Here is a 26,172-nt window from a genome sequence, read left to right on the forward strand (position 1 = left end):
ATGCGCAAGCTGCTCCCCTACCTGGTCTTCCCGGTCCTGCTGATCGGGCCGACCGTCGGGCTCGTCATCATTACGATCGTCAGCGCCATGGCCCGACCGACAGCCTGCGCGCCGGCCGTGACCACGGTCCCGGGCACCCTCTCAGCGACGACGGCCGACGGCATCACGGTCCGGCTCGACCAGGTCCAGCTCACCCACGCCGCGACCATCATGCGGATCGGCGCCGCGACCGAAGGTGTGGGACGCGACGGCGTCGTGATCGCGCTCATGGCGGCGCTGACCGAGTCGCGGCTGCGGATGCTCGCCAACACCGTCTACCCGGACTCGGCGACGTACCCGCACGACGGCGTCGGGCACGACCACGACTCCCTCGGCCTGTTCCAGATGCGCCCGGCCGCCGGGTGGGGCTCGGTCGCCGAGCTCATGGACCCGGTGTACCAGGCCCGGGCGTTCTTCGGCGGGCGCCCCGGCCCGAACGACGGCTCGCCGCGCGGGCTGCTCGACATCCCCGGCTGGGAGTCGATGCCCAAGGGCGCCGCAGCGCAGGCCGTGGAGGTCTCCGCCCACCCCGACCGGTACGCCGCCTACGAGCCGGTCGCCGAAGCGATCCTGACCGCACTGACCACCCCGACGGCCACAGCATCCCAGGCTTCCCCGCCGGCCGGGATTGTGGAGGCCGCATTCGCCACAGCATTCCCGGCCTCGCCCATCGTGTTCCCGCTCCCTGAGGGGAGCTGGCGGCGGGTCTCCGGGTTCGGGCACCGGGTCCACCCCGTCTACGGGACCACGATGCTGCACGCCGGGGTCGACTACGCCGCCCCGGCCGGGACACCGGTCCTGGCGCTGGCCGACGGGATCGTCACCCACGTGCTGCGCGACGAACGCGGCGGGAACGTCGTCGTCCTCCTGCACTACATCGGCGGCGAGATGTTCGAGACGGCCTACGCCCACCTCCAGGACGGGTCGGTCACCGTCCAGGTCAACGACGTCGTCGCGGCCGGTGAACAGATCGCCGCCGTCGGCTCCACCGGCGCGGCAACCGGCCCACACCTGCACCTCGAGGTCCACCCCGGCGGCTGGTACTCCCCCACGGACCCCGAACCATGGCTCGCCGCCCATAGCCCGGAGCACCTGACGAACGCCACCCCGGCGGCCTGCTCGAGCGGAGGATCCCGATGAACACGAAGACCACGACAGCCGGCGAGCACGACGGCGCCACCGTCCGGCTCAGCCCGGACGACGCGCTGTTCGGGCTCGAACTCCACCGCGGCCAGGACGGGTGGACCGCTACCACGACCGGGCCGCACCTGCCGCCCGTCGAGCTCACCGGCGTGACCTACCAGCCCGAAACCGAGCCCGAGCCCCGCGGGGCCCGGGCATGAGCGCCGTCAGGCCGGACTTCTCCGCCGTCGCGGGCACCGGGTTCGGCGAGGTCGTCGGCGCGCTGCTGACGTTCACGCTCCTGACCGCCGTCGCGGTGCTCATCGCCTCGGCGATCACCTGGGCCGTCGCGGCCTCCGCGGGCAGCTGGCAGACCGTTGCCAAGGCCCGCACCGGAGTCCTCGTCGCCCTCGGCGGCGCTGCCCTCGCGGGAGCCGCCCTCGGCTGGGGCACCTGGCTCCTCAAGCTCGGCAACCACCTCTAAGACGGAAGGCCCGACCATGAACACGGCAATCAACATCGACCCGAACACCAACGGCCTGCCCGGCATCGGCGCCCTCCAGACGATCGTCGGCGCTCTGATGACCGTCGGCCTGATCTGCGCCGTCCTCGGCGTCATCATCTCCGCGATCGTCTGGGCGCTCGGAGCCAACTCCTCCAACCCGCAGCTCGCCGGCCGCGGCAAGACCGGCGTGCTCGTAGCGCTCGGCGCCGCGATCATCTGCGGCGCCTCGGTGACCGCAGTGAACTTCTTCTGGTCCGTCGGGCAGTCGGTGTGACCATGGTCTGCACTGTAGGGGCCGGTTGAACATGTCGGTTCGACCTGCGTAGTTGTCGGCGAGTTGTCGGTCGGCTGGTCTTCGTGTCGGTTCACTGCCGGTGATTAGGGCCGATTCGCCCGTCTGGGTACGTTGCGGATCCCGCCGTGTGGGCGGTCTCGCGACGGAGGGACTGGCCATGGGCGCCGGTAGTTCGGTCAGGTTCAAGGACGCGGCTGGCCGGGAGTCGTCGGCGGACCTTGGGGTGGTCGATCCGGGCGTCCTTGCTGCGGGTTCACCGTTCCGGGTGTTCCGGTGGCGGCGTGGGCAGGCGCACTACTCGGGGTGGTACTGGTCGGCGACGACGGGCGGGCATGTCGTCTACGAGAGCCGTCTGGAGCTGGCGCGTCTGCTGCTGGCCGATCTGGATCGGCGGGTCGTGGCGATCGCGGCGCAGCCGTTCTGCGTGACGGCCGAGGTCGAGGGCGTCCGTCGTCGGCACGTGCCGGACTTCCTGTTGCTGGGGTCCGACGGCGTGGTCACGGTCGTGAACGTCAAGCCGGCCGACCAGCTCGACCGTCCCGAGGTCGCCGAGGCGCTGGGGTGGGCCGGTGAGGTCTTCGCGGGGCGGGGCTGGAGGCACGAGGTGTGGTCGGGGGCGCCTGCGGTGGTGCTGGCGAACGTCCGGTTCCTGGCGGGCTACCGGTATCCGGACCGGGTCGACGCGGCGACGGTGTCGTGGCTGGCCGGGCAGGTCAGGACCGGTGCGCTGCTCGGCGACCTGGAGGCCGGTGACCGGGCGGGGCGGGTGCGGGCTGCGGCGCTGCACCTGGTCTGGCGGGGTGTGTTCCGCGTCGATCTGGAGACGCCGTTCTCAGCGGCGACGAGGCTGGAGCGGGTCGGGTGAGCGCGCTGGGTCCGACCACGGCGATCACGGTCGGGACGCGGCTGAGGCACGACGGGGAGGCCTTCGTCGTGCTGGGCATCGAGGACCAGGTGCTTCGCCTGCGGGGCCGGGGTGGTCGGGTGGTGCTGAGGGGCACCGCGGCGTTGCTCGCCGATCCGTCGACGACGATCGAGGGCGGGGACAGCGGGCCGGTCGAGGCGCTGGGGCCGGTGCTGGAGAACCTGACGGCCGCTCAGCGGGCGCAGCTGGATGAGCGTCTGGCTCATGTCAACGAGCTGCTGACCGGCTATGCGTCGGGTTCGGCGTCGGTTGCGCGGGACGGTGAGCCGCGATCGGGGTTCGACCCGGGGTTGGCGATGGCCGACCGGTATGCCGCCCGGGCGGCCGAGGTGGGCGTCACGGTCAGGACGTTGGAGCGGTGGGTGGCCGCGTTCCGGGAGGCCGGGCCTGCGGGGCTGCTCGACGGGCGCGGCCGGCGGGTCACCGATCCGCTGGCGGGGGTGGACGAGCGGTGGCTGGCGATGTGCCGGATGGTCCTGGCCGAGCACACCGACGCCGCCCGCCCGACCCGGAACCTGGTCCTGGCTCGGGTGAGCGCCCGGCTGGCCGCTGAGCACGGGCAGGGCGTGGTGCCTGAGCCGGGGCGCAGCAGGGCGCGGGTGGTGCTGGGTGAGATCACCCGGGGCTCGAACGCGTTCACCGGTAGCACGAAGGGCAAGCGGTCGGTCGCGGGGCGCCCGCAGGGCGTCTACGGCCGGTTGCGTCCGACACGACCGGGTGAGTACCTGCTGCTGGACACCACGGTGTTGGACGTGTTCGCGATGGAGCCGGTGACGTTGCGGTGGGTGCGGGTCGAGCTGACGATCGCGATGGACCTGTTCTCCCGGTCGATCACGGGGCTGCGGTTGTCTCCGGTCTCGACCAAGGCGGTCGACGCGGCGCTGGTGCTGTTCGAGTCGCTGCGCCCGGACTCGCGGGCACGGACCGGCGGCGGGCTGCTGCCGTATGCGGGGCTGCCCGACCTTGTCGTCGTGGCCGGCGGCGACGGTCCGGGCGCCGGGCAGGGGCTGGCGGGGGTGGCCGCGGAGACGGTCGTGGTCGACCACGGCAAGATCTACCTGTCGAACCACCTGCTGGGGGTCTGCGCCCGGCTGGGGATCTCGGTCCAGCCGGCCCGCCCGCTGACCCCGACGGACAAGGCTGCGGTCGAGCGGTTCTTCCGCACGATCCGTGAGCAGCTGCTGGAGGCGCTGCCGGGTTACACCGGCCCGGACGTCCATTCCCGCGGCACCGATCCCGAGGGCTGCACCTACTTCTTCGTCGACGAGTTGGAGTCGATCTTGCGCGAGTGGGTCGGCGGGGTCTACCACCAGCGAGTGCACCGTGGTCTGGCCGATCCGCTGGTCCCGGGGCTGGAGCTGTCTCCGGCGGAGATGTTCGCCGGCGGGCTGGCGCGCGCGGGCCGGTTGCGGGTCCCGGCGCGGGCGGACCTGGTGTTCGACTTCCTGCCGGTGGCCTGGCGCACGATCCAGCACTACGGCGTCGAGCTGGGCGGGCTGCGTTACAACGGGCCCGCGCTGACGCCGTATCGGAACCGGAGCAGCAGCCACACCGGCCCGAACGCCGGGAAGTGGCCGCTGCGCTACGACACCGACGACGTGTCCCGGGTCTACTTCCAGGACCCGGCCGACCACACCTGGCACGCCCTGGTCTGGGAGCACACCGGGGAGGTCGAGGTCCCGTTCTCGGCCGAGGCGCTGGCCTACGCCCGCCGGCTCGCGCTGGCAGGCGGCCGGCACGTGAACGAGCGGGTCGTGCTGGGCGAGCTGCTCGAGCGGTGGGACGCGGGCCTGACCCGCCACCCGGCCGAACGGCGCATGGCGGTCCGCGCCAGCCAGCAGCGCCAGGCGCGCCTGGCGGCGGCAGGGCCGTCCGCGCAGGTCGCCGGGCTTGCGACGCTTCGCGCGGTCACCGGCCCGGTGGTCCCCGATGCCCCGGAGCCGCTTCGGGTCACGGCGCTGGAGACGGCCGGGGACGACGACACCGACGACGAGCTCGACGACGAGGGGTTCTACGACGACGCGTTCGACGTCCTGACATGACCGACGTGGTCACGGGGAACGACGACGGCGAACGTGATTGGGACCTGTCGACCAAGGACGGGTGGTTCGCCATGGTCGGCGCGGCGCCACGCACGCGCCCGCCGGCGCGTTCGATCGCCGAGCTCGCCGCGATGGGTGCCGGCGAGCGGCGGCGCTTCGACCAGGCCCGCGCCGGCTGGCACGCGAACCTCGGACCGATCCGCACCCCGCAGGTCGACGCCGTCCTGGACGGGCTGGACGAGATCGTCGGTTCCAACCAGCACGACGGGGACAAGGTCAAGCCCGCAGCCGTGCTGGACGCGGCACCCGGGCTGGGCAAGACGACCGCGGCGGTCGCGTTCGCGCGCCGGTTCCACCGCGAGCAGATCGACCTGCACGGGGACCGCGCCGGGGCGGTCGGCGGGTCCTGGCAGCGGGTCCCGGTCGCCTACCTGCCGTTGACGTCCTCGACAACGATGCGGTCCCTGAACGCGTTGCTCTGCCGGTTCTACGGGCTGCCCGCCGCGACGCGCGGCTCGGCGACGCACCTTGCCCACCGGGCCGCCGAGGCCGTCGCGGGCTGCAAGACGCGTCTGATCGTCGTGGACGACGTGCACTTCCTGGACATGAGCCGTCACGACGGGCGTGAGGTCGCCAACCACTTCAAGTGGCTGGCCAACACCTTCCCCGTCACGTTCGTGTTCGTCGGCGTCGGGCTGGGCGCCCGCGGCCTGCTCGCCGAGGGGCTGACCGGCGCCGACGGCGCGTTCTCCCAGACCGCGCGACGCTGGACCGTGCTGCACCTGGGCTCCTTCGAGATCGGCACCGAGCCCGGACGGCGGACCTGGCGGGCGCTGCTGCTCACGATCGAGCAGAACCTTGCCCTGGCCCGACCCCACCGGGGCGTGCTCAGCCAGGACCTTTCGGACTACCTGTTCGCGCGCTCCAGCGGGCACTTCGCCTCGCTGATGTCGCTGATCGGACGCGGCTGCTACCGCGCGATCAAGGACGGCTCCGAGACGCTGAGCATCGATCTGCTCGACGCGGTCCGTATCGACCAGGCCGCTGAGACCGCCCGCAAGCACCTGACCGCCGCGCTCGACGCCGGACTGCTCACCACGACCGCCGCCACGAACACCCGGCCCGGACGCGAGGGCGCCGCATGACCGGCGGCCGGTGGCCGTTCACCCTCCAGCCGCTGCCCGGAGAGGCGTTCGAGACCTGGCTGCACAGCTACGCCGCCCGTCTCGCGCTGACCCCGAACCGGCTCATCGACGCCCTGGACCTGACCGGAGCGCTCGGACAGGTCCTACGCGGACGCTGGCAACGCACGCAACCCGACCAACGCACGATCGCCGCGATCGCCGCAGCTGCGGGCCTGGACCCGCAAGCAGTCCAGGCGATGTTCGACGCGCCGGGGCACGTGCCCCCGCACGCCACCTTCATCGCCTGGGCGCCCCGGACGACCGGCCGGTTCTGCCCGTCCTGCGTGGCGCAGGGCCGCTGGTCGGCGAACTGGCGGCTGCGGCTGCAGTTCTTCTGCCACGACCACCGCAGCCTGCTGGCCGACCTGTGTCCCGGCTGCCGGTATCTCCCGGTCGGCTCCCCGGCACGGCCCGAGCTCTGGCCCGGCAGCCCGGCGACGTCCCCCAACCCGCCGTTCACGCCCACCCACTGCCGCTGCGGGCAGGACCTGCGCCAGGCCCGCCCGCCCCAGTGCGCCGACCCGGACGCCGCAGCGACCGCTCAACGGTCCATCGACACCCTGCTGACCACGATCCGGGACCCCACCTGCACCCCTGACCAGCGCCAAGAGGCCCTAGACACGCTCAACGACGTCAGCCTGATCGCCGCGCACGCCGCCGCCGACGGACGCGGCAAGCAGACCGCGGTCTCCGCACCAGTCCTACGAGCCGAGCCCCTGACCACCGCGGTGGCCATCTTCAACCACGATCGCGGCGCGACGTCGCCAGACCCGCTGCTGGACCTCGTCGAGTCCCGCGCGCCGCAGCGAAGGACCCGAGGCACCCCACACACCTGGGTGACCGGCAGCCCGAGCCTGCGCACCCGGATCGTCTACGGCCGCACCGAGTCCATGACGGCGGTCGACCGGCTCCGCCGCGCCACCAGCCTGCCCACCCCGCGAACCCTCCCGCACCGCCGGGCCGGGCAGACCGACCCCGCCATCGCGCGGGCCCCGCGCCTGCCGGACCAGATCTGGCCGGTCTGGGCGATCCGCCTCGGTCAGGACACCGGCCGCCAGGGGGCCACCTTCGGGCCCGCAGCGCTGGTCGCGCTGCTGCTCCCGCACTCCACCCTGCTCCTGAAGCCCACGATCACCGCCCTGGTCAACCCCGCGATCCAGGCGACCACCGTCGCCCACCACATGGTCCGCCTGCTCAACCAGCCCACCGGCACCACCGCCCTACGCGTCCTGACCGAGCTCGCGTTCGCGATCGACGACCACGACATCCCGATCGACTACGCCCACCGCCGGCGCCTGTTCGCCGGCACCAGGCTCATCGACGACGACACCTGGCAGCGCGTCGCCCCCACCAGGACCGGCCGCGGACAACACACCCGCAACGCCGACCGCTACCTCTACGAGCTGCTCACCGGCGGGCACCTCGCCATCGCCGCGCCCCCGCACCAGCTCACCGGCAGCGACGCCCGCCGAGACCAGTACCGAGACTTCGCCGACTTCATGCCCCTCGACGTCCGCGACGCCCTGCACACCCACGCCCACCAGCTCCTGCGCGACGCCACGATCACCGACGAACCCCTCACCTGGGAACCCCCGACCGACTGGGTCACCACGACCGACTGGCCCGGCACCGATCCCGACGACACCGACCCCGCCGAGATCCACCACGCCATCCTCGACCGCCGGGTCCGCCTGCAACACGTCGCCGACGACCTCGGCCTGACGATCGAACACGTCCGCGCAGTCCTGCACCGCCACCCACTGCCACAGGCAGTAAGCACGCTGCCCCTGGACCATCGCGTCATCGCGCCGCCCGGCAGGCCGCCGAACCGCCGCTCGACGGACCCGGTCCGCGTCGACCCGGCCTGGCTGCGCGAACAGCACCACACCTGGCAACGCAGCCTGGCCGACATCGCCGCAGAGATCGGCTGCAACCACAACACGCTCGGCTCGTTCGCCCACACCCACGCCATCGCCGTCCGCCCCTCCGGCGGCAGCGGCAACATCAACCGGCACGCCACCGGCGGCCGACACCCCTCACAGCTCCCCCAGCCGCTACGCGACGCGCTCCACGGGACCGGTGCCCTCCTGCGCCTCGAACGGTTCGTCACCCTCGCCCACCAGCCCAGCATCAACCAGACCGCGCAAGCCGTCGGCTGCTCCGCTCCGAACCTGCTCCACCAGCTGGACATCCTTGAACACGCCGCCGGAGGACACCTCCTCCAACGAAGCGCCCGAAGCCGTCGCGGCACCACCCTCACACCTCTCGGTCAGGACCTGTGCCACCAAGCACAAGAACACCTCGGGATCACACCGATCCTCCCGACGACCCGAAGAGAACCGCCATGACCGAGGGAAGCGACAACTTCGATGCCCACCCTGCTCCAGCACTCAGCCGAGACACTGAACTTTCTGGTCCCTTTGCTCGGCACTACACCGACAACTTGGCTGCCCAACCGACAGATCAGCTGGGTTCCTACATGCAACGACCCGATCACCGCCGTCGTGTGCCAGCAGGCCGCCGAGCACACGCAGTCCGCCGTCGGCAGCATCCTCGGCGACCTCGCGGAGGTCATGGGCGATGCGGCCTCCTGGCTCATCACGAACCTCTGGACGGTGTTCGACGCGACCACCGCCGTCGACCTGACCAGCGACCGGTTCACCTCTGTCTACGGTCTGGTCTTCGGTGTGGCGGTCTTCCTCATGCTCGCGTTCTTCCTACTCCAGCTCATCACGGGGATGCTGCGCAGAGAGCCTGGGGCGCTGGCCCGGGCGGCCGGGGGGCTGGCCAAGAGCGCGCTCGGCTCGTTCGCCGTCGTCGCGCTGACCGGCACGCTGCTGGAGATCACCGACCAGGTCTGTGTGGGCATCGTGGCTGCTGCGGGCACCACGATGGACGACCTCGGCGCCGACCTGGCCCTGGTCGGGGTGTCGACGACGCTCGCCACGGGTCTGCCCGCCGTCGGCCCGCTCCTGGCGCTTTTCCTCGCCGGCCTGGCGGTCTCGGCCGCGTTCATCCTGTGGATCTCCCTGCTGGTCCGCAAGGCACTGCTGCTCATGGCCGTCGCGCTGGCACCCCTGGCGCTGGCCGGGGCGTCCTGGGACGCGACCCGCGGGTGGGTGTCCAGGTGGGCGCAGTTCGTCGTCGCCCTCATCCTGTCCAAGCTCGTCGTCGTGGTGGTGTTCCTGCTCGCCACCTCGCTGATCACCACGCCGATCGACGGCGACCTCGCGGTGCTGTCGGAGAAGCTGACCGGTGTCGTGCTCCTCGCGGTGGCCGCGTTCGCACCGTATCTGACCTACAAGGCGATCAACTTCATGGGGTTCGACATGTACCACGCGATGTCGATCGAGCAGGAGAGCAAGGCCGCGCTCAACCGGCCCGTCCCGATCACCGTGGGCGCCGCCATGGCCGGAGGGGCCGCAGCACGCAACATCCCCAAGGTCCTCGGGCCCGACGGCGGCGCGGCCGGCACCTCGAGCGGGCGTGCCGCGTCCCCGGCGGTCGGAGCGTCAACGGGCCGGGCGGCTGGTGGTGCGGCCGGGGCAGCGAAGGCTCGGGCCGTCGGAGCTGGCGCTGCCGTCGCGGTTCCACTCGTCCTCGGCGCGCAGGCCGCAAAAACAGCCACCACGGCCGGCCCGCGCGCCGGTGCCGCGATCGGCCAGGCCGCCGGCCGGCAGGCGGACCACGCATCCGCCAGCAGGCCGTCCACGCCCGCTCGTACCGCGCGGCCCTCGCCGGGCGGGCCACCGGCCACCCCACCCGCGCGTGAGGTACCGACGGTGCTCAAGAACCAGGGGGGTCCGCGATGAGCACGCACGCAACGACCACGACGTCGAGCGCCGCCCTGGCGCCGGTGAAGTTCTCCCGCCTGTCCCGGCGGGCGCTGCTGCTGGGCCTGACCGCCGGACAGGTCATGTGCCTCGCCGCGGGGGTTGTGCCGTTCATCGCCGCCGTGTACCTCGGCGCGGGGATGCTCCTGATGGTGCTGCCATGGACGCTGGTCGCCTGCGCGGTCGCGCTCGTGCCCGCCGGTGGCCGGTTCGTCGTGGACTGGTTGCCGATCGTGGCCGCCTGGACGTGGCGGAGGCTGACCGGCCAGCTGGAGTTCAACGCCCGGATCGACCGGCCGCGCCCGGCCGGGACGCTCGCGCTGCCAGGTCGGGCCGCCGCTCTGCGGCTCGTCGAAGACCCGCTCACCGGCGCCGCGCTCGTGCACGACCCGCACTCCGCTACCCTGACCGTCACCATCCCGGTCTCCTCAGCCGGGTTCGCCCTACAGGACCCGGCCGACCAGGCACGTCGCGTCGCCGCCTGGGGGCGGGTCCTGGCGACAGTGTGCCGGTCGGGGCGCATCGCGGCCCTTACCGTGACGGAGCGAACCCTGCCCGGCTCGGGGGCATCGCTCACCGAGTGGTGGGAGTCGAGCGGAACCGACGACGAGTCTCTGCCCGCCCGGATCTACGGCGAGCTCATCGAACGCGCCGGCCCGACCGCGGAACGCCACGAGACGACCATCGCCCTGACCCTCGACCTCAAGGCAGCCGCCTCCGCCGTCCGGGCGGCCGGCGGAGGTCTCCCCGGCGCCGTGGCCGTCCTGCGCCAGGAGACCCAGACCCTGTCGACCGCGCTACGGACCGCCGACCTCACCCCATCCCCGCCGCTCGATACCGCCGCCCTCGCGGTGCGGCTGCGGACCGCATACGACCCGGCCACAAGACCCATGCTGGAACGGAACCCGGCAGCCGGACGGGACCTCGCAGCGGCCGGGCCGGTCGGGGTGAGCGAGACGTGGGGCCAGCTCCAGTCCGACGCCTCGTGGCACACGACCATGTGGATCGCGCAGTGGCCGCAGACCGCGACCCACCCGGGATTCCTCGCCCCACTGATCCTGACCAGCGGCGTCCAGCGCACCCTCACCATCCGCTGGGAGCCTGTCCGCGCCGACGCCGCCGCACGCGACCTACGCCGCAAACGGACCAGCCACATCACCGAGGCCGCCCAGCGCGCCAAGGTCGGTCAGATCGACGACGCCACCCAGACCGCCGAATACGACGACGTCCTGACCCAAGAGGCGGAACTCGCCGCGGGGCACGGCGTCCTGCGAGCGATCGGTCTCATCACCGTCACCGCGGCCGACGCCGAGCAGCTCGAGCACGACATCGCCGCTGTGGAGCAGACCGCGATCCAAGCCGGGTGCGAAACCCGGCGACTGTGGGGGCAGCAGTCGGCCGGCTTTCTCGCCTCGCTCGCGGTCGCCTAAGGTCTAGGGACCTCCGGCGTCAAACGAGCGCCACGGGCGTCAGGGCCCGAACTGCACGCCTACCAGCCAAAGTCCGAGACGCCTTCGTGCCCCGTGACCCACTGATACGTCACCGATGCGGGCGCCACCATCCCGAGTTCAAAGCCGCCCTCCGACGGCGGAGTCGTCGTCGTACAGACCTGAAACCTCACGCTCTGCTGAGTTCCGGGAGCCACATAGATCTCCACGTGGGTGGGGTCTGGTGTCGCGATCGCGATCACGGTGGCGTCGTCTGTGTATCCGTTGCGGTAGTCGCCGCTGGGCGGCGCGAAGATGAAGCCTGAAACTGCCGTGTCGGACTGGTTCGCGACGCCAACGAGCCAGTTCGTGCAGTTGCCGCTCGAGAATCCCTGACCGTACCTATGACCAGCTTCAGGGCCAAGGATCTGAACACTTCCGATCGGCTCTGCTACCACGGGATCGGGAGTGGTGGCTGCTGGCGGCCGCGCTTCCGTCGTCGAGCCGCAGAGTTGAGCGATGTCAGGGATGCCGGGACCCCTGAGCAAGCTACCCGCGATCCAGCCCGCCAATCCGTCGGCATTGACGGGGTACCAGCTTTCAAGCGGGTCGCCGGTCACCCGCACGGAAGTATTGGGATCGAGTGTGGCAAGGACCGTGGAATCACAGGACGGCTCACTGCGTACCCGGGCCAACGCACTCGTCGACGCCGACGGAAGCGTCGAGGGTTCACGGGTCGGTGTCCGCACGGGCTCCGACGTCGGCTCCTCGAACACAGGGGCCTCCGGCTCCGGTGATGCGGTTCGGGTTACGACCGGCGCCTCAGACGTTGTTGGGCCGGACACCGCGCCGTCCGTCGCCGGGCCACAGCCTGCAACGAGCAAGCAGGCACAGGTGATCGCGACGGTGCCCAAGTGTCGGACGACAGTCATCGCTTTCACCGCCAGTTCCTGCTCTTTACCCGAGCATCTCGCCACGGTCGAGGATCCGCCAACCAGTAGGGACGTAATCACCCTGTGACTCCTCCGCGTGGCCTTCGAGACAGCAGTCGCTGGCCGCGCCCCGCTCGCGGTCGCCTTCCCCGTTGGAGTCGGGCACACACCTGTGCCGCATGAGCACCACGAAGTTCTCCCGAGCCGTCCGGACTGCGGGGACGCTGCGCCTGGAAGTGTGGCACACCAGCCGAGAGCCTGAGCCGCTCCCGGACCGTGGGTTCCGGCAGTCGTACAGCTACCGGATCACCGACACCTCTGATCCGTCGCATCGACCCGTCGAGGGGGCGGACCTGCGGTCGGGCGTCGGTGACCGGCCGGACGTCGACGCGATGCTCCGCAGCCTGGCGTCGTTCCTGGTCGCGGCTGGGGAGGCGTACCGGTACACGCTCCGGTCCCCGGGAACGCCGTCGGACAACATCGACTTGTTCCCCGGCTGGGTGCCCGAGGCCGCCTCCCTGAACTCTGACGAGCTGACGATGCTCGCTGTCGAGCTCGAGGCGTCCCAGGACCCGGAATCGGAATACGCCCAGGCCTACGAGGTCGACGAACCAGAAGCCGCGTGGCCGCCTGCGCGCTGGTGGGACGTGGTGTTCCTCCATGGGGAAGAGGGGTACGACGTCGTCGACATGATCGACGAGCGGGGTATCGACGCTGCGATCGAGTACCTGTCGCGGTGGGACCACGGTGACGAGACCCGCAACACCGCGCTGTTCCACGGGCATGTCTACGACGAGCCGCACGCGCACGCCGGTGACCGGACCGCAGAGTCGGGCCCATACGTCCTGGTCTGGAACCCGGGGCTCGGGCACGTCAACCTCCTGCGCCGTTTCGAGTCGAGCGACGAGCAGCCTGCCTGGTGGCCCGACCGCACCGCCCACCTGTCGCCGGTGACGCCGGCCGACGTCGCCCCAGACCCGCCCGCGCGCCGCCAGATGGATTCGCCCGGTGGGCTGGACGGGCCTGCTGTGTAACCATCCGGTCAGCGCCGTGCCGGCCACGAGACCTGTGCGAGGAACATCATGTCCACCTTCAGCGATCATGTGACGGGCGCCGAGCTGGCCCGTGAGAGCGTCCGCGCCTTGGTGCACGCCACGATCCGGTTCAACCGGCCCGACGGCCGCGGTAGCGGGTCGGACATGCCGGAGCATCCTGAGGACACCTACTGGGCACTGGGTGACGTGCTCGCCATGGTGCGGTCGCTGTCCCAGGTGGTCCAGCAGATCGGCGCGGCCCACGACCGCAACGCCGCTCACGCCCGTGTCGGCGACGATCCGGCGCGCGGCCGGACCGCCGTCGCGAACGTCCACGCGAGCGTGCGCGACGCTCTCCTCGCGCTCGAGCGCGCCCACCACGGCCTCGACACGGCGATGACCCAGTCGAGCCGGATCACCTGGCTACCGCCTGCACCGCCGCCGCAGCCACGTTCACAGCAGACCCCTCCCGAGCCGTCCCCGTCGTCACATCGTCCCGTCACGCAGGATGCGCCAGGCCTGTGAACGAGAAGGAGCGACGTCATGTCGCCGCCTTCCTGACCCCGCCGAGGCAGTCCCTGGCAGAACGCCGGGCCCGACGCCAGGCGCTCAGAGCGCTCCAGACGCGCGGGTCCGCTCAACCGGCCCGGACCCGGCCCGAGCCTGCCCGCTACCTGCCGCGCGCTGGCGAGCCGGGACCGGCCGCGCTGCGGTCTCCGATCGGGTTGCGGGTCCCCCGGCATCAGGACACCTCGGCGACCTGGTCGGCCGCCTACCCGTTCCTCGCGGGCAGCGGGCTGGAGGCCGACGGGGTGTTCATCGGGCAGGACGCCACCACCGGGGCGTCGTTCACGTACGACCCGTGGGTTCTCTACCAGCGGGGTCGGATCACCGCCCCGAACGTCGTGATCGCCGGCATCGTCGGCGCGGGAAAGTCTGCCCTGGCCAAGGCGTTGTACCTGCGCTCGCTCGCCTTCGGCCGGCGCGTCTACGTGCCGTGCGACCCCAAGGGCGAGCACACCGTCATCGCCGAGGCCGTCGGCGGCAGGGCCATCCAGCTCGGACCTGGTATGCCCACCCGACTGAACCCGCTCGACCCGGGCCGGCGACCCGCGTCAGTCACCAACGAGGAGTGGACCGCGCAGGTCCGCGCGCGCCGCCGCAGCCTGCTCGGTGCGCTCGCCGAGACGACGCTCGGCCGGGTGCTGTCTCCGGTGGAGCACACCGCGATCGACGTCGCCCTGACGGCCGCGGTCCAGGCGTCCGACGACGTGCCGGTGCTGCCGCAGGTCGTCGACCGCCTCCTGCGACCCGACCGCGCCGACGACCCGGACTCCAGGCTCGTGGAGGACGGCAGGCCCGTCGCGCACGCGCTGCGCCGGATGGTCGCAGGAGACCTCGCCTGGATGTTCGACGGCCCCTCGACCGTCGAGTTCGACCCCAGCCTGCCGATGCTGTCCATGGACCTGTCGCGCGTCGCGGAGAACGCCGCAGCCCTGTCGATCCTCATGACCTGCGCCTCGGCCTGGATGGAGACCGCGCTCGCCGACCCCGACGGCGGTCAGCGATGGGTCGTCTACGACGAGGCCTGGCGCCTCATGGCCCACCCGGCGCTGCTGCGACGGATGGACACCCAGTGGCGTCTGGCCCGCCACTACGGCATCGCGAACCTGCTCGTGTTCCACAAGCTGACCGACCTGGACAACGTCGGCGACCAGGGCTCGGCCGCGCGCGCCACCGCCACGTCGCTCCTGGCCAACGCGGAGACCCGGATCATCTACCGGCAGGAGACCGACCAGGTCGGCCCCACAGCAGCCGCCCTCGGGCTGACCGCAGCCGAGACCGCCCGGCTGCCGCACCTCGGCTTGGGCGAAGGACTGTGGAAGATCGGTGGCAAGGCCTTCCATATCGCCCTGCAGCTGCATGACACCGAGCTGGCACTGTTCGACACCGACGCTCGCTACAGCGCTCGCGCGTAGACCGCGACGTGGGATGCCGGCCGCGCCGGCTCCGGTTGTTCCCGTCGGCAAGGAGCGGCGCACCAGCGCGCCGCCCCGCATCCCCGCCTCGCGCGACAGGGCACGCACACCTGCCCAGTACGCGCCCCACAGGAGGGCGATCTCGGGAAGGAGCCGGTCACGATGGAATCGAAGACCCGCGGAATCGGCGCATACGTCGCCAGACTCCCGTTCGTCGTCGGGCACCAGCTGTCCGACGAGCATGTAGTACTCGGGGCGTTCGACGAGACGGCCCGGTCCATCGTGCACGGCGCACTCCAGTGGGACGACCCCGTGCCGGACACGGTGATCGCCCAGGGGATGGCGGACTACATGTCCCGGGCGCTGCGCGAGGAATCGGTCGACCGGATCGTCGTGGTCGGGTACGGGCCCGACGGGCCGGGCCGCGCCACGTTGCTGGCCGACTACCTCACCCGGACGATGGATGTGGCGACCACGGTCCTGCACGTGGACGGCGGCACCTGGCGCCGCCACACCCCCGGCGGATGGACCCCACCGCAGCAGATTCCCGACGGCGCGGTCGACATGGTGGCGCGGGGACGTCCCGCACCCGCCGCGTCGCGGCAGGACCTCATGGACTCGGTCACCCCGCTCAAGAACCCCCTGTTCGAGCCCCTGGACCCGGACAAGGCACGAGAACTCGCGAACCTGTCGCCCGTTCAGCGGCTGAGCGTGGCCGTGGGTGCGATGGAGGCCCTGGCCGCCGGAAGGACCGACGATCCGGGACGGATGCAGACACTCGCTCACGCCGTGACGACGGACTCGATGGTGCGCGAAGCCGTCATCGCGCACACCATCGCGGACAAGGTCCACGACGGGCACGTCGACGCGCTCGTCCGCACGTTCCGCGCGGCACCGCGGGACCTGCGACCGACGCTCGCGCTGACGGCTGCGGCAGCGGCCTTCCTGGCCGCATGGCACCCGCCACTCGTCTGGGGTCTGCTCAACCACGCCGACCCCGAGACGAACCTCACCTACCTCCTGACCCGCTCCCTGGAGGAAGGGGCCAAACCCCAACGCTTCCGCCCCGTGCTCGTACAGGCGGCCCGCGACGACATCGACCACGCACAGCAGGCCTGGGAGGCCGACCACCCCGGCGCACCGCAGGACCGTGCACCGTGGTCCACGCACGACCGCCTGGATGCGCAGCACCAGCCTGCGCCCACCAGCCCGCAGCAGGCCCGACCGACGACGCCCGACGGTCCCGGGCTGTGAGCCCAGTCACCGAGCCGCGAACGGGAAGGATCGACATGGTGATGGATCGCCGTACGGCGCTGCGAGCCGACCGTGCTGAGGCGCTGACGCTGGGCGTCATGGACACCGGGCCGACCGCCGAGCGGCTGAGACTGGCCGTGGCGCGGCGCATCAGCCGAGAGCACGCAGCTGGCAGACGACACCGTACGCGCCCGGTTTGACGGCCAACCATCGAGCACCCAGGGCTGCCCTTGCCCGCGACGAGATTGATCCGTTCGACGCCACTCAAAGAATGGCTTGACGTACAACTCAGCCCTGCTAGGGTTGCCGTGTTCCACGACCTTTGTTCTGCTCTGTCGGTCTTGCCGTGCGATGTGCCCTCGGGAGGGGTCGCGGATGGCAGGCGGTTCAGGACCGGAACGCTCCGTACCAGGTCACAGGCGGGCAGATGTCGAGTCGAGTTCAGTTAACACCGGTGTTAACTCGACCCCGGCGGTAATCGCCGCCAAGTTCACTAACAAGTTAAGTTCGATCCGCACTTAAACAGGTTCAAGTGCAACTAGCACGAGGTCCCCAATCGGGGACCTTTTTGCATGTCGGAGCGAAAACCCAACTTCCTGCAAGTGATGTTTTCCCGCTTCTGAACGAAAAGAAATATCCATCACTACAGGGGATAGCTGCACCCAAAAACAGGGCGGATACCTCTAGAGATAACGGGAGAAGCATGACTACACGCCGCAGGTCCCGCCAGAACATCCACGCCACCGGCCGAAGGCTGCACTTGGTCGACATCGAGAACTTCACAGACGGTGACCCACTGACGTCCCGACTCGTCGACCACCGTCGGTCGCTGCTCCAGGCGACGGTCCCCGCGAGACCAGGCGACGCCTACGTCGTGGCCGTGGGCAGCGGGCCCGGGCTGCTCGCCCTGTCCGCGTGGGGGCCCGCGCAGCGTCTCGTCCGCTACGGCCGCGACGGCGCGGACAGGGCACTCCTGGACGTCCTGGACGACCACACCGTGCGCCGCTTCTCGGCCGTGACCGTCTACTCCGGCGACGGGATCTTCGCCGGTCGCATCGCGGAACTCCCCGAGCTCGGCGTCGAGACCACCGCCGTCGCCATGGCCGGGTGCCTGAGCGGACGACTGCGCATGGCAGCCCAGCACGTCATCGAGATCCCCCGCCACCTCTTCCGGCTCTCCGACGCCGCCTGACCGACAGGACCAGCATGGCTACCCGCCCCCGCTACACCAGCGACCCCGCAACGCCCGTGGACGCGCTGCGCGCCCTCGGCTTCCGCGACGCACGAACCCGAGCCTGGATCCTCGAGACGATCAAGGCAGGCGAACTCATCGAACATGGCCACATCCCCCGAGCGCTCATCGATCGAGGATGGCGGTCACACGTCGAGCCCTCGCGCATCGTGGAGTGGATCACGCCGACACACCACTGGTTGCCCTCGAGCGCGCAGTACGTCGCGTTCGGGCATTACGAGGACGCCACCTTCGAAGGCCGTACCGACACCGGCGCGGTTCCCGGAGACCGCATCAGCGCGAAGGTCTCCCGTGGCCGCGTGACGTTCGCGGAAGGACCGTACGGCTGGGACCACGACTTCGGCTGGTCCAGCACGAGGACCGTCGTCTTCGGCTGGGTCCCGATCCCGTACGCCTCGCGCGCCCTGCGGATCGAGAGGCCGGTGTGCCCCGAGTGCCGGCTCGTGCCCTGCTGGTGCGCCTGAGCGGGCCCACATCAACCTCGCGCGCACCGCCTACGGCCACGCGGGCGAGCCACTCGCGAGAGTAACGCCGGGCCGGCCCCACATCGTGGGGCCGGCCATCACGCCCCGCGGCCGCGTGCGTGAGTCGACGCGAGAGCGGAGTGCGAGGTCGAGGCGGGACACCTACGGATCATGGACACAGCAAGCCGGTTCGAAGGACCCGCCCTCCCGTGGGATCAGCCCGTTGTGGAAGCTCTCGACCGCATCCAGCAGCTGCCGGGCTTCGGCCCGGACCAGATCGGGTGGGACTGCTTCCATTTCAGCGGCGCTGGTGCAGGCCCGCTCCAGCGGGTCGCGATCTACGCCTACCACCTGTCCGAGCCCGACGGCGGCGTGGGCTTCGCCGTCGACCGCGGCGCCGCAGCCGACCAGAACCCCCTTCGGCATGCGAGACATGCTGAGCAACCCGGTCGGCGTCACCGTGCTCGCCCGGCTGCTGCAGGTCCCGCACTCAAGCGCCACGGCTGCGGCGAGGCTCCTCGCACCTGCGCTGACCGAGGCACTTGCGGCCTACAACGCGGCGAGGTTCCCCCGCGGAGCAGAATCTGGTCCCCGGCGGTCCGCGACGGGGACTGGTCCAGCTGCCGCCGGCACACCCCGCCCTACCGTCCCGCCGCCGTGGGGCCACGTCTTTCCCCAGTGATCCCGGGGGCCGGCAGTCAGCCCAAGAACGTCTCCAGTCGTCGGGCGACGACGGCGCGGTCCCGCTCCGGATCGCGGAGGATCTTGCCGCGCCGGGTGGTGAACTCGTCGGCGACGATGACGGTCAGCGTCAGCCCGTGCTGCGGGATCAGGTCCCGGCGGCGCTGGTCGTACAGGGCGCGCTGCTCACCGCGGTGGACGCCGGAGACGGTGAGCCGGTCCGGCTTGTCGAAGAACGCGACGGCCTCGGAGTGCTGCTTCTCGTAGAACTCGACGACGAGCCCGAGGGCCGGCCAGTAGGCGTCCACCGGGAGTGCGACCTGCCGGCCTGTCGTGGGTGACGGATCGCCGCGGAGCCAGTCGAAGCGGTGCTGCCGGATCCCGGCCGTACCCAGGACGTCATCGCACAGGTCGAGGACGTAGTGCTCGTCGCTGTCCCTGCGGCCGTTGCCCATGGACCGGAATCTAAGCCCGGCTCCTGAACCCGGCACCCGGTGCGCACCTGCCTCCTGAGACCGAGGAGGCCGCGATGGGCAAGGACAGCCGCTCGCTCGAGCAGAAGATCGCCGACCGCAACGCCAAGCTCGACGAGCTGCAGGCCAAACTCACCAGTGCCGTCGAAGCCCTGGTCACGGGTGACGACTGGCGGCGCGCGCTGACCTTCGCCGCGCGGTTCCGTTCCCGGTCGTTCAACAACACCCTGCTGATCTGGGCCCAGCACACCGTCGCGCACGAGAAGGGCCTCGTGCCCGCGCCGGCACCGACCTACGTCGCGGGCTTTCAGCAGTGGCGCGCCCTGGGTCGGCAGGTGATGAAGGGACAGCCCGGGTACCAGATCCTTGCCCCGGTCACCGCTCGCATGGCCGGCCGAGACGACGACCCCACCTCCTGGCACCGCCTGTCCAAAGGCGAGAAGCCCGCGCCGGGCGAGGTCGTCCGGACTCGGATGATCGGTGTCCGGCCCGCCTACGTCTGGGACGTCTCCCAGACCGACGGCCCGCCCATCTCAGAACCACCAGCCATCCAGCTGCCAGCGGGTCAGGCGCCGCCGGGCCTGTGGGACGGCCTGGCCGCCCAGGTCACCGCGCTGGGCTACGACCTGCGGATGGTCCCCGACGCCGCGGCGCTCGACGGCGCGAGCGGGCGTACGACCTACGCCGCACGCCTCGTCGAGATCAGCGCCGACCTGCCGCCCGGGGCCCAAGCCGCCGTACTCGCTCACGAGCTCGCACACGCCATGCTCCACGCCCCCGGGCACGACACCGCCCCCGACGACGGCACCACGCCCGAGGCCGGGCGTGAGGGCCGGTCCCCGCACCGCGGGATCCGGGAGGTCGAAGCCGACTTTGTCGCCTTCATGGTGGCGGCCGCTCACGGTCTGGACCTGACCGGCTCGACCGTGCCCTACGTCTCGGGCTGGGCCACCACTGTCCCTGGCAGCGACCCGCTCCAGACAGTCCAGAGCACCGCGGCCCGCGTCCGGACCGCCGCCGTGACGATCCTCGAGCGGCTCGAGACCCACCAGATCCCTGACGGATCACCACCAGCACCGAGTCCTGCCGCCCAGCCCGACCCTGCGGTCGAGCGACCTGCCGTCTCCCCCGCGCCCGCGAAGCCGTCCGCGCCGTCTCGTACCTCTATGCCCGCGTCGGCGCCCGTCATGGAAGGGATCTGAGGATGAGCGATGAGCGTCCCGTCGGCGTCCGGATCGACGTCGACCATGAGGGCCACCTGACGGTTCTCGCCGCTGACGTGGAGTGGGTGCCGCCCGGCCCCGGAGGCGTCAGTCCGCAAGTTCCTCTCGGCCGTAGCGACGTGCCGTGGGTCCTGGACAGTCTCCTGGCCGAGCACCGCCGCCCGTTGGACGTCGTCCTGCGCGACCGCGGAAAGACCTTCCGGGACCTGGTCCTTCCTCAGTCGGCGGATCCTGGCAACCCTTCGTTCCCGCCGGTTCCCCCGGGGTACGCGCCCGACCGTCACCGCCGACCCGTGGCGGTCCCCAATGAGGACACCGTCGGCGGTAGCGAACCGGTGGAACGGCCTGCGCCGAAGCCCCGCCCGGGTCGGGGTACCGGATGGTTCGAGGCCGGTGGGTACACCCCGGGTGAGAAGGTCTCGATCGCCGTGATCGTCACGCGCGTGAGGGCGGACGACCAGGGTCGGATCTGCCTCATCCTGCCGGCGGCGCTGCGCCCGATGATCGGTGACTCGGTCGCGATCGGTGAGGAGTCCCGCGAGATCAACGTGAGTCAGGCCGGCACGCGCGCGCCCGCCACGGGGCGCTGGATCCCCAGCCTCGACGGACGAGCGCCCACGCAGCCCACCCCGGGCCTCGACGACCTCAACCTCGGCTTCCGCCGCCCCGCCGGCGGCCCCGACCTCGGGATGTGAGAACCATGTCGCCCACAACGACTGGCCGCAACGGCGGCGACGAGCTCACCACCCTCGCCCTGATCGCCCTGGTCGCGCTGCTGACGCTCTCGGCAGTGCTCCGGTTCTCCGCGAACCTCGCCGCGTTCCTCACCGGAGGTGCCACGCCCGACGGCGGGCCCGTCACCGGGCTGAAGGTCCTGGCCGACCCCGCCCACCCCGGCAGGGCGTTCGGCAACGACAGCCTGAACCCGTTCGTCTACTGGCTCACCGTCACCGTGCTCGTCGCGGCCGCGATGGTCATCGCCTGGCTGGTGTGGCGGGTCGTGGGAGGTCTGCGCACGCCGTCGGCGCACACGAACACGACCAAGGGGCTCGCGAGCAGGTCCGACCTGGCCCGCACCGGCTCGCGCACGTCCCTGGTCCGCCGGTCGAGAACCCTGCGGCCCTCGCTGGTCAAGGCGACCCCGTCCGACGTCGGCTACCTCCTGGGCCACGCACGTGGCCGAGAGCTGTGGGCGTCGGTCGAGGACTCCATGCTCGTCCTGGGCCCGCCCCGGTCAGGCAAGGGTCTGCACCTGGTGATCAACGCCGTGCTGGATGCCCCCGGCGCGGTCGTGACCACCAGCACGCGGCCCGACACTCTCGCTGTCACTCTCGCCGCCCGGCAGGCGGTCGGGCCGGTCGCGGTGTTCGACCCGCAGCACCTCGCCGGCGACCTCGGCACCGGGATGCGATGGTCACCCATCCGGGGCTGCGAGGTCCCACGCCGGGCGATGGTCCGCGCGGCGGGCCTGGCGAAGGACACCGGGATCGGCGGCAAGGGCGTGGAGAACGGCGGCTTCTGGGAGAACACGACCCGCGGTGCGCTTCAAGCGCTCCTGCACGCCGCCGCGCTGGGCGGGCGGACGCCCAAGGACCTGTTCGTCTGGTCCCTGTCCCCTGCAGCTGCCGCGGACGCCATCGCGATCCTGCGCGCTCACCCCAAGGCCGCCCACGGGTGGGGTGAAGGCCTCGAGGGGATGATCAACGGTGAGGGCCGCTCGCGCGGCTCGGTCTGGATCGGCGTCCGACAGGCCCTGGCTTGCCTGGCTGACCCCGACGTGCTCGACGCCGTCTCCCCCGGACCCGACGAGCACTTCGACCCCGAACGGTTCCTGCGCGAACGCGGCACCCTCTACCTGCTCGCGACCGGTTCGGGAGCCTCGGCGTCCTCGGCGCTGGTCGCCGCCCTCATCGAGGACCTCACCGAGTCCGCCCGCGGGCTCGCCGCACGATCCCCCGGCCAGCGCCTGGACCCGCCGCTGCTCCTCGCGCTGGACGAGATCGGGAACATCGCCCCGCTGCCGTCCCTGCGGTTCCTCATGGCTGACGGCGGCGGCACCGGAATAACGACGGTCCCCGTGTTCCAGTCCATGGCTCAGGCACGCGACCAGTGGGGGCCGGAGTCGGCTGCTGCGATCTGGGACTCGTCCATCGTGAAAGTCGTCCTGGGCGGCACCTCCTCCGCGTCCGACCTGCGCGACCTGTCCGCGCTGCTGGGCGAGAAGGACGAGACCACCGACTCCTGGACCATGGGACCCGACGGATCCCGGTCCCTGCAGCGATCCCTGCGCCGGGTGCCGGTCCTGCCGCCCGAGCAGATCCGCACCCTGCCGTTCGGCACCGGCCTGGTCCTGCTGCGATCCGCGCCGCCCATCATCGCCGCGCTGCGGCCCTGGACCCGCCGGGCCGACGCGGACCAGCTCACCGCAGGACGTGCCGCGTTCGAGACCAGCATCCGCGAGACGAGCGACGGCACCGCCGGTGACGGCTCCGAAGCCGCACCGGCTGGCTGATCACCCGTCCCGGGAGCAGCCCGCACACCTGCAAGGCGACCACACAACCCAGCGCGAGAGGGAAGACCATGCCCGAGCAGATCCCCACCTTCGACAGCGTTGAGGGGCGGCTCACCGCCGACCCGCACCTCAAGCACACCGACGAGGGCAAGCCGTACGTCCGCGTCCGGTTCGCGGCCGAGCCCAAGCCCGAGTACCAGCCCGACGGCACCTTCACCCAAGCAGAGCCCGTCGACGGCTTCCTCGTCGCCCGCGGCAAGGCCGCCCTGTGCCTCGCCCGCCGGTTCCGGTTCGGCGACGTCGTCGTGGCCTCGGGTCACGTCTCCGAGCACGACGCCGGCGCGTTCGTCGCCCGTCGCATCGGGCACGACGCCGCCCGCACCGACTACACCGTCACCCGCGTCCGGCCACGCCGCACCGGACGCGCCGGCCGCCGGACCGCCGCACGCCAGACACGGGACGGCACCGGAACGACGGGCGCCGTCGACTCAGTCGTCGCCGGGACCGTGCCCGACCAGCCGGCACCCGTCGCGTGAGAGGACGGGTCCTATGGCAGACGACGAGAACCCCCGCGCACATGGCCCCGGCGGCGTTCCCGACGCGGAGAGCCTGCTCGAGGCCTACCTCGCCGGATCGTTCAGGCTCCCGATGGACGTCGCCGCCCTTGGCGACGACGACTTGGACGACTTTGACGAGGACGACCTCGGCGAGCTCGACATTCTCGGCATGGACGACAGGGCCGATACCGGACTCCAGCCGGGGCCCGCGCTGCGGCCCATCAACCTCAACCTGCTCAGCGCCGCCGACGCCTCGGAATACTGGCCCGAGCTCGACGGGTGGGTCCACTGGCTGCGGCGCGACTACGGCCTCGGCGTGACGATCATCCCGCCGCTGTGGCACCGCCACGCCGAGCTGAGATGGGAGCTGTCAGCCCTGCACACCGCCTGGCTGGCCGCCTACGACCCCGAGGCGCACGCCGGCTCGCCGGTCAACTGGCACCGCGAGCTGTCCGAGTCGATCCGGCGGCTGCACGAATGGGTGTCGCAGTCGGGCACCTCTCTCGTCGAAGACCGCCCCACCCCGGTGACCCTGTGGCCCGGCGAACCGGGATTCGGCGCCCAGGAGACCTGGACCGACGCCGCGACACCGGTCCCGATCAGCGACCGCCAGGCCGACTTCCGTACGTGGATGGATGCCGACATCGCCCGCCGACGCGACATCGAAGAACAAGCCCGCGCCCACCGCCGTGAACCGATGCTCGACGGCCGCGCGCTGCGGCCCAGCCTCCGGAGGGACGAGTGATGGACGACGACCCGTTCGACGGCGACCTCGGGCCTGGTCCTGGCCCCGATCTCGACCGGTGGCTCGACGAGGCGTACGACGGCGACGAGCACGCCAAGGCCGCCGCCCGCGCCGACCTCACCGCCATGGCCGACCACCACGCCGTCCACGCCACCGACGCGCACGAGGTCATCGCCACCCCCCTCTGGCGCAACCTCAGAGCGATGGGCGTGCCCGGGGGCAGGATGCTCGTGGTCGGCCAGGACCCCGAGGTCCTCGCCGGTGTCCCCTCCGACGAGCGACGACTCCACCCCGGCGCTGCCGGCGGGTTCTTCGCCCAGATCCCCGAGTCCGCGACGCCCTCCGAAGCACCCCACCCCGGGCTGACGCTGCGGCTCTTCGACGACACCGCACCCGACCGGTACGACGTCGTCGTGCACCTGCCCCAGCACGTCGACGTCTCGCTCCACAGGCCGGGCATTGCGGATGCCCGACGTCAGGCCCAGGTCATGGCGATCCTCGGCTGCCTCGCACACACCGAGCCCGGCGGCTACTGCATCACGCTGGCCTCCCGCGAGGTCATGGACTCCCCCGACCGCCGCTCCCGCGAGCAGCTGGCCCGGCACGGCGAGCTCGTCGGAGCGGTCCGCCTGCCCTCGGGAGCACTTCGCCCGGGGCTGCCCGGCAACGAGTCCTGCGTGGACCTCCTGATCTTCCGCCGGCCGCTCGTCCCCGGCACCGACACCGCCCCTTGCGTGTTCCTGCCCACCCACGACCACCGCGTCGGGGAGGCAGTCGTGGAGCTTAACCAGTACTGGCTGGCCAACCCGCTCAACGTGTTCGGCGAGCTGGAGGCACGGGCCAGCACGTGGGGGCCACCGGACCTGGCCGTCCGCCCTGCCCGGGGGTACAGGCTGTTCCCGAGCCTGGCCCTACGGCTCGAGGACATCGTCGACCACGCACATGCCGCCGGCCTGACCGCCGAGACAAGCGCAGCGGTCGACGCACGGATCCGCGAAGCGCAGCGGGACGACCCGGACACACCGATCAACTACACCCTCGTGCACCGGCACGACCTCGACGACGTCCGTCGACGGATCACAGCCCTACGTGCCAACCATGTCCGCCAGAACCGCAACGTCCCCAAGGGGCTCGCGGGCGAGCCGCCGCCCTTGAGCGACCGCGATCCTCGTGCCGTTCAGTGGAGGAACGCGCAGCGCCCCGGCGGCATGGGCGATCCTCCACCGCACCCGCCTCGCCCGAACCCAGACCGTCCGGGCCCAGATCTGTGACTTCTCAGGAGTTCGGCCGGTCCGTGTCGTCGATCATCTGCTGCACCGCGCCAGCCAGGCGGCCCATCCGCTGCGCGTCCTGCTCGGACGGCGGGCCAGCCGCGAACCAGGTGGCAAGGTTCTGGGCGATCGACAGCGCGATCTCGGGCGAGGCGAAATAGGTGAGCATCGAACGCGGCTGGATCCGCATCTCCGCGGCACGGACCTCCAGGAACGTGTTCAGCACCCGGTCGACCTCGCCGGGTTCGGCCGCGTAGCCCTCGATATCCAGACAAGACTCGAGAGACGCTGCGAGCTGCGCGAAGACGGCGGTTCGTCGCGTGATCGCCATGCTCCCGACCCTACGCCTACCCACCGCTCCCGGCCTCATCACATCTCTCCCTGCCGGCTGCGTGCAGCACCGTGCTCCCAGCGTCCGTGCCA

General features: G+C 71.5%; 26 protein-coding genes. 22 read left to right on the forward strand and 4 right to left on the reverse strand.

The genetic code is table 11. The features are described 5' to 3' along the window. The 10 genes from D1350_RS20950 to D1350_RS20995 all read left to right on the forward strand — a co-directional run bounded on the left by D1350_RS20950 (position 1) and on the right by D1350_RS20995 (position 11,375). Complete coding sequence (locus tag D1350_RS20950) at positions 1–1,179, forward strand: M23 family metallopeptidase (protein ID WP_125777994.1); 1,179 nt, start codon at positions 1–3, stop codon at positions 1,177–1,179. After that, complete coding sequence (locus D1350_RS20955) at positions 1,176–1,382, forward strand: hypothetical protein (RefSeq protein WP_125777995.1); 207 nt, start codon at positions 1,176–1,178, stop codon at positions 1,380–1,382. The genes D1350_RS20950 and D1350_RS20955 overlap by 4 nt, the downstream gene beginning before the upstream one ends. Then, on the forward strand, positions 1,379–1,645 hold the full coding sequence (locus D1350_RS20960; protein ID WP_125777996.1) for a DUF6112 family protein: 267 nt from the start codon (positions 1,379–1,381) through the stop codon (positions 1,643–1,645). Before D1350_RS20955 ends, D1350_RS20960 begins: the two co-directional genes overlap by 4 nt. 16 nt (positions 1,646–1,661) lie before the next feature. After that, positions 1,662–1,940 (forward strand): DUF6112 family protein, encoded by a 279-nt coding sequence (locus D1350_RS20965; protein ID WP_125777997.1) that lies wholly within the window; start codon positions 1,662–1,664, stop codon positions 1,938–1,940. Positions 1,941–2,118: 178 nt separating this feature from the next. After that, positions 2,119–2,826, forward strand: coding sequence for a TnsA-like heteromeric transposase endonuclease subunit (locus D1350_RS20970; RefSeq protein WP_206074629.1), 708 nt, complete (start codon positions 2,119–2,121; stop codon positions 2,824–2,826). Continuing rightward, entirely contained in the window at positions 2,823–4,928 is a 2,106-nt protein-coding gene (locus D1350_RS20975) for a helix-turn-helix domain-containing protein (RefSeq protein WP_206074630.1), read from the forward strand. The genes D1350_RS20970 and D1350_RS20975 overlap by 4 nt, the downstream gene beginning before the upstream one ends. Continuing rightward, positions 4,925–6,073, forward strand: coding sequence for an ATP-binding protein (locus D1350_RS20980; protein ID WP_125777998.1), 1,149 nt, complete (start codon positions 4,925–4,927; stop codon positions 6,071–6,073). The genes D1350_RS20975 and D1350_RS20980 overlap by 4 nt, the downstream gene beginning before the upstream one ends. Further along, entirely contained in the window at positions 6,070–8,460 is a 2,391-nt protein-coding gene (locus D1350_RS20985) for a TniQ family protein (RefSeq protein WP_125777999.1), read from the forward strand. The genes D1350_RS20980 and D1350_RS20985 overlap by 4 nt, the downstream gene beginning before the upstream one ends. A gap of 156 nt (positions 8,461–8,616) precedes the next feature. After that, on the forward strand, positions 8,617–9,924 hold the full coding sequence (locus D1350_RS20990) for a type IV secretion system protein (RefSeq protein ID WP_164545259.1): 1,308 nt from the start codon (positions 8,617–8,619) through the stop codon (positions 9,922–9,924). Then, positions 9,921–11,375 (forward strand): SCO6880 family protein, encoded by a 1,455-nt coding sequence (locus D1350_RS20995; protein ID WP_125778001.1) that lies wholly within the window; start codon positions 9,921–9,923, stop codon positions 11,373–11,375. Before D1350_RS20990 ends, D1350_RS20995 begins: the two co-directional genes overlap by 4 nt. Positions 11,376–11,434: 59 nt before the next feature. Here D1350_RS20995 and D1350_RS21000 read toward each other — a convergent pair whose 3' ends face one another. Further along, positions 11,435–12,385 carry an SH3 domain-containing protein gene (locus tag D1350_RS21000; protein ID WP_125778002.1) on the reverse strand — a complete coding sequence of 317 codons (951 nt, stop codon included), beginning with the start codon at positions 12,383–12,385 and terminating at the stop codon, positions 11,435–11,437. 98 nt (positions 12,386–12,483) lie between these two features. On the opposite strand from D1350_RS21000, the gene D1350_RS21005 reads away from it, so the two are divergent. The 6 genes from D1350_RS21005 to D1350_RS21030 all read left to right on the forward strand — a co-directional run bounded on the left by D1350_RS21005 (position 12,484) and on the right by D1350_RS21030 (position 18,287). Continuing rightward, positions 12,484–13,338, forward strand: a complete 855-nt coding sequence (locus D1350_RS21005; protein ID WP_125778003.1) for a hypothetical protein — start codon at positions 12,484–12,486, stop codon at positions 13,336–13,338. 48 nt (positions 13,339–13,386) lie between these two features. Next, positions 13,387–13,863, forward strand: a complete 477-nt coding sequence (locus D1350_RS21010; protein WP_125778004.1) for a hypothetical protein — start codon at positions 13,387–13,389, stop codon at positions 13,861–13,863. Next, a complete protein-coding gene (locus tag D1350_RS21015) occupies positions 13,860–15,317 on the forward strand; it encodes an ATP-binding protein (RefSeq protein WP_125778005.1) in 1,458 nt (485 codons plus the stop codon). Before D1350_RS21010 ends, D1350_RS21015 begins: the two co-directional genes overlap by 4 nt. 162 nt (positions 15,318–15,479) lie before the next feature. Then, positions 15,480–16,571, forward strand: a complete 1,092-nt coding sequence (locus D1350_RS21020) for a hypothetical protein (protein ID WP_125778006.1) — start codon at positions 15,480–15,482, stop codon at positions 16,569–16,571. Between the two features lie 703 nt (positions 16,572–17,274). Next, positions 17,275–17,763: an NYN domain-containing protein gene (locus D1350_RS21025; protein WP_125778007.1), complete on the forward strand. Its 489-nt coding sequence runs from the start codon at positions 17,275–17,277 to the stop codon at positions 17,761–17,763. Between the two features lie 14 nt (positions 17,764–17,777). Next, complete coding sequence (locus D1350_RS21030) at positions 17,778–18,287, forward strand: hypothetical protein (protein ID WP_125778008.1); 510 nt, start codon at positions 17,778–17,780, stop codon at positions 18,285–18,287. A gap of 162 nt (positions 18,288–18,449) precedes the next feature. Here D1350_RS21030 and D1350_RS21035 read toward each other — a convergent pair whose 3' ends face one another. Then, positions 18,450–18,713, reverse strand: a complete 264-nt coding sequence (locus tag D1350_RS21035; protein WP_125778009.1) for a hypothetical protein — start codon at positions 18,711–18,713, stop codon at positions 18,450–18,452. A 272-nt stretch (positions 18,714–18,985) separates the two neighbouring features. Next, positions 18,986–19,423, reverse strand: a complete 438-nt coding sequence (locus D1350_RS21040; protein WP_125778010.1) for a hypothetical protein — start codon at positions 19,421–19,423, stop codon at positions 18,986–18,988. Between the two features lie 74 nt (positions 19,424–19,497). On the opposite strand from D1350_RS21040, the gene D1350_RS21045 reads away from it, so the two are divergent. From D1350_RS21045 to D1350_RS21070, 6 genes are all read left to right on the forward strand, one after another. Beyond that, positions 19,498–20,643 carry an ArdC-like ssDNA-binding domain-containing protein gene (locus D1350_RS21045; RefSeq protein WP_125778011.1) on the forward strand — a complete coding sequence of 382 codons (1,146 nt, stop codon included), beginning with the start codon at positions 19,498–19,500 and terminating at the stop codon, positions 20,641–20,643. A gap of 2 nt (positions 20,644–20,645) precedes the next feature. Next, positions 20,646–21,359, forward strand: a complete 714-nt coding sequence (locus D1350_RS21050; RefSeq protein ID WP_125778012.1) for a hypothetical protein — start codon at positions 20,646–20,648, stop codon at positions 21,357–21,359. 5 nt (positions 21,360–21,364) lie between these two features. Beyond that, positions 21,365–23,176: a type IV secretory system conjugative DNA transfer family protein gene (locus D1350_RS21055; protein WP_125778013.1), complete on the forward strand. Its 1,812-nt coding sequence runs from the start codon at positions 21,365–21,367 to the stop codon at positions 23,174–23,176. 68 nt (positions 23,177–23,244) lie between these two features. Next, positions 23,245–23,712, forward strand: a complete 468-nt coding sequence (locus D1350_RS21060) for a single-stranded DNA-binding protein (RefSeq protein WP_125778014.1) — start codon at positions 23,245–23,247, stop codon at positions 23,710–23,712. 13 nt (positions 23,713–23,725) lie between these two features. Further along, positions 23,726–24,478: a hypothetical protein gene (locus tag D1350_RS21065; protein ID WP_206074631.1), complete on the forward strand. Its 753-nt coding sequence runs from the start codon at positions 23,726–23,728 to the stop codon at positions 24,476–24,478. Further along, positions 24,478–25,749, forward strand: coding sequence for a hypothetical protein (locus D1350_RS21070; RefSeq protein WP_125778015.1), 1,272 nt, complete (start codon positions 24,478–24,480; stop codon positions 25,747–25,749). The genes D1350_RS21065 and D1350_RS21070 overlap by 1 nt, the downstream gene beginning before the upstream one ends. Positions 25,750–25,753: 4 nt before the next feature. Here D1350_RS21070 and D1350_RS21075 read toward each other — a convergent pair whose 3' ends face one another. Next, a complete protein-coding gene (locus D1350_RS21075) occupies positions 25,754–26,080 on the reverse strand; it encodes a hypothetical protein (RefSeq protein ID WP_125778016.1) in 327 nt (108 codons plus the stop codon). Positions 26,081–26,172 lie beyond the last annotated feature (92 nt).

Source organism: Antribacter gilvus (assembly GCF_003946865.1).
Lineage (GTDB): Bacteria > Actinomycetota > Actinomycetes > Actinomycetales > Cellulomonadaceae > Antribacter > Antribacter gilvus.

Bases quoted from the DNA above. Each gene is read 5' to 3' on its own strand.
- D1350_RS20950 (WP_125777994.1), top strand. From the start codon at position 1: ATGCGCAAGCTGCTCCCCTACCTGGTCTTCCCGGTCCTGCTGATCGGG.
- D1350_RS20955 (WP_125777995.1), top strand. From the start codon at position 1,176: ATGAACACGAAGACCACGACAGCCGGCGAGCACGACGGCGCCACCGTC.
- D1350_RS20960 (WP_125777996.1), top strand. From the start codon at position 1,379: ATGAGCGCCGTCAGGCCGGACTTCTCCGCCGTCGCGGGCACCGGGTTC.
- D1350_RS20965 (WP_125777997.1), top strand. From the start codon at position 1,662: ATGAACACGGCAATCAACATCGACCCGAACACCAACGGCCTGCCCGGC.
- D1350_RS20970 (WP_206074629.1), top strand. From the start codon at position 2,119: ATGGGCGCCGGTAGTTCGGTCAGGTTCAAGGACGCGGCTGGCCGGGAG.
- D1350_RS20980 (WP_125777998.1), top strand. From the start codon at position 4,925: ATGACCGACGTGGTCACGGGGAACGACGACGGCGAACGTGATTGGGAC.
- D1350_RS20985 (WP_125777999.1), top strand. From the start codon at position 6,070: ATGACCGGCGGCCGGTGGCCGTTCACCCTCCAGCCGCTGCCCGGAGAG.
- D1350_RS20995 (WP_125778001.1), top strand. From the start codon at position 9,921: ATGAGCACGCACGCAACGACCACGACGTCGAGCGCCGCCCTGGCGCCG.
- D1350_RS21005 (WP_125778003.1), top strand. From the start codon at position 12,484: ATGAGCACCACGAAGTTCTCCCGAGCCGTCCGGACTGCGGGGACGCTG.
- D1350_RS21010 (WP_125778004.1), top strand. From the start codon at position 13,387: ATGTCCACCTTCAGCGATCATGTGACGGGCGCCGAGCTGGCCCGTGAG.
- D1350_RS21020 (WP_125778006.1), top strand. From the start codon at position 15,480: ATGGAATCGAAGACCCGCGGAATCGGCGCATACGTCGCCAGACTCCCG.
- D1350_RS21025 (WP_125778007.1), top strand. From the start codon at position 17,275: ATGACTACACGCCGCAGGTCCCGCCAGAACATCCACGCCACCGGCCGA.
- D1350_RS21030 (WP_125778008.1), top strand. From the start codon at position 17,778: ATGGCTACCCGCCCCCGCTACACCAGCGACCCCGCAACGCCCGTGGAC.
- D1350_RS21035 (WP_125778009.1), bottom strand. From the start codon at position 18,713: ATGCCGAAGGGGGTTCTGGTCGGCTGCGGCGCCGCGGTCGACGGCGAA.
- D1350_RS21040 (WP_125778010.1), bottom strand. From the start codon at position 19,423: ATGGGCAACGGCCGCAGGGACAGCGACGAGCACTACGTCCTCGACCTG.
- D1350_RS21045 (WP_125778011.1), top strand. From the start codon at position 19,498: ATGGGCAAGGACAGCCGCTCGCTCGAGCAGAAGATCGCCGACCGCAAC.
- D1350_RS21050 (WP_125778012.1), top strand. From the start codon at position 20,646: ATGAGCGATGAGCGTCCCGTCGGCGTCCGGATCGACGTCGACCATGAG.
- D1350_RS21055 (WP_125778013.1), top strand. From the start codon at position 21,365: ATGTCGCCCACAACGACTGGCCGCAACGGCGGCGACGAGCTCACCACC.
- D1350_RS21060 (WP_125778014.1), top strand. From the start codon at position 23,245: ATGCCCGAGCAGATCCCCACCTTCGACAGCGTTGAGGGGCGGCTCACC.
- D1350_RS21065 (WP_206074631.1), top strand. From the start codon at position 23,726: ATGGCAGACGACGAGAACCCCCGCGCACATGGCCCCGGCGGCGTTCCC.
- D1350_RS21070 (WP_125778015.1), top strand. From the start codon at position 24,478: ATGGACGACGACCCGTTCGACGGCGACCTCGGGCCTGGTCCTGGCCCC.
- D1350_RS21075 (WP_125778016.1), bottom strand. From the start codon at position 26,080: ATGGCGATCACGCGACGAACCGCCGTCTTCGCGCAGCTCGCAGCGTCT.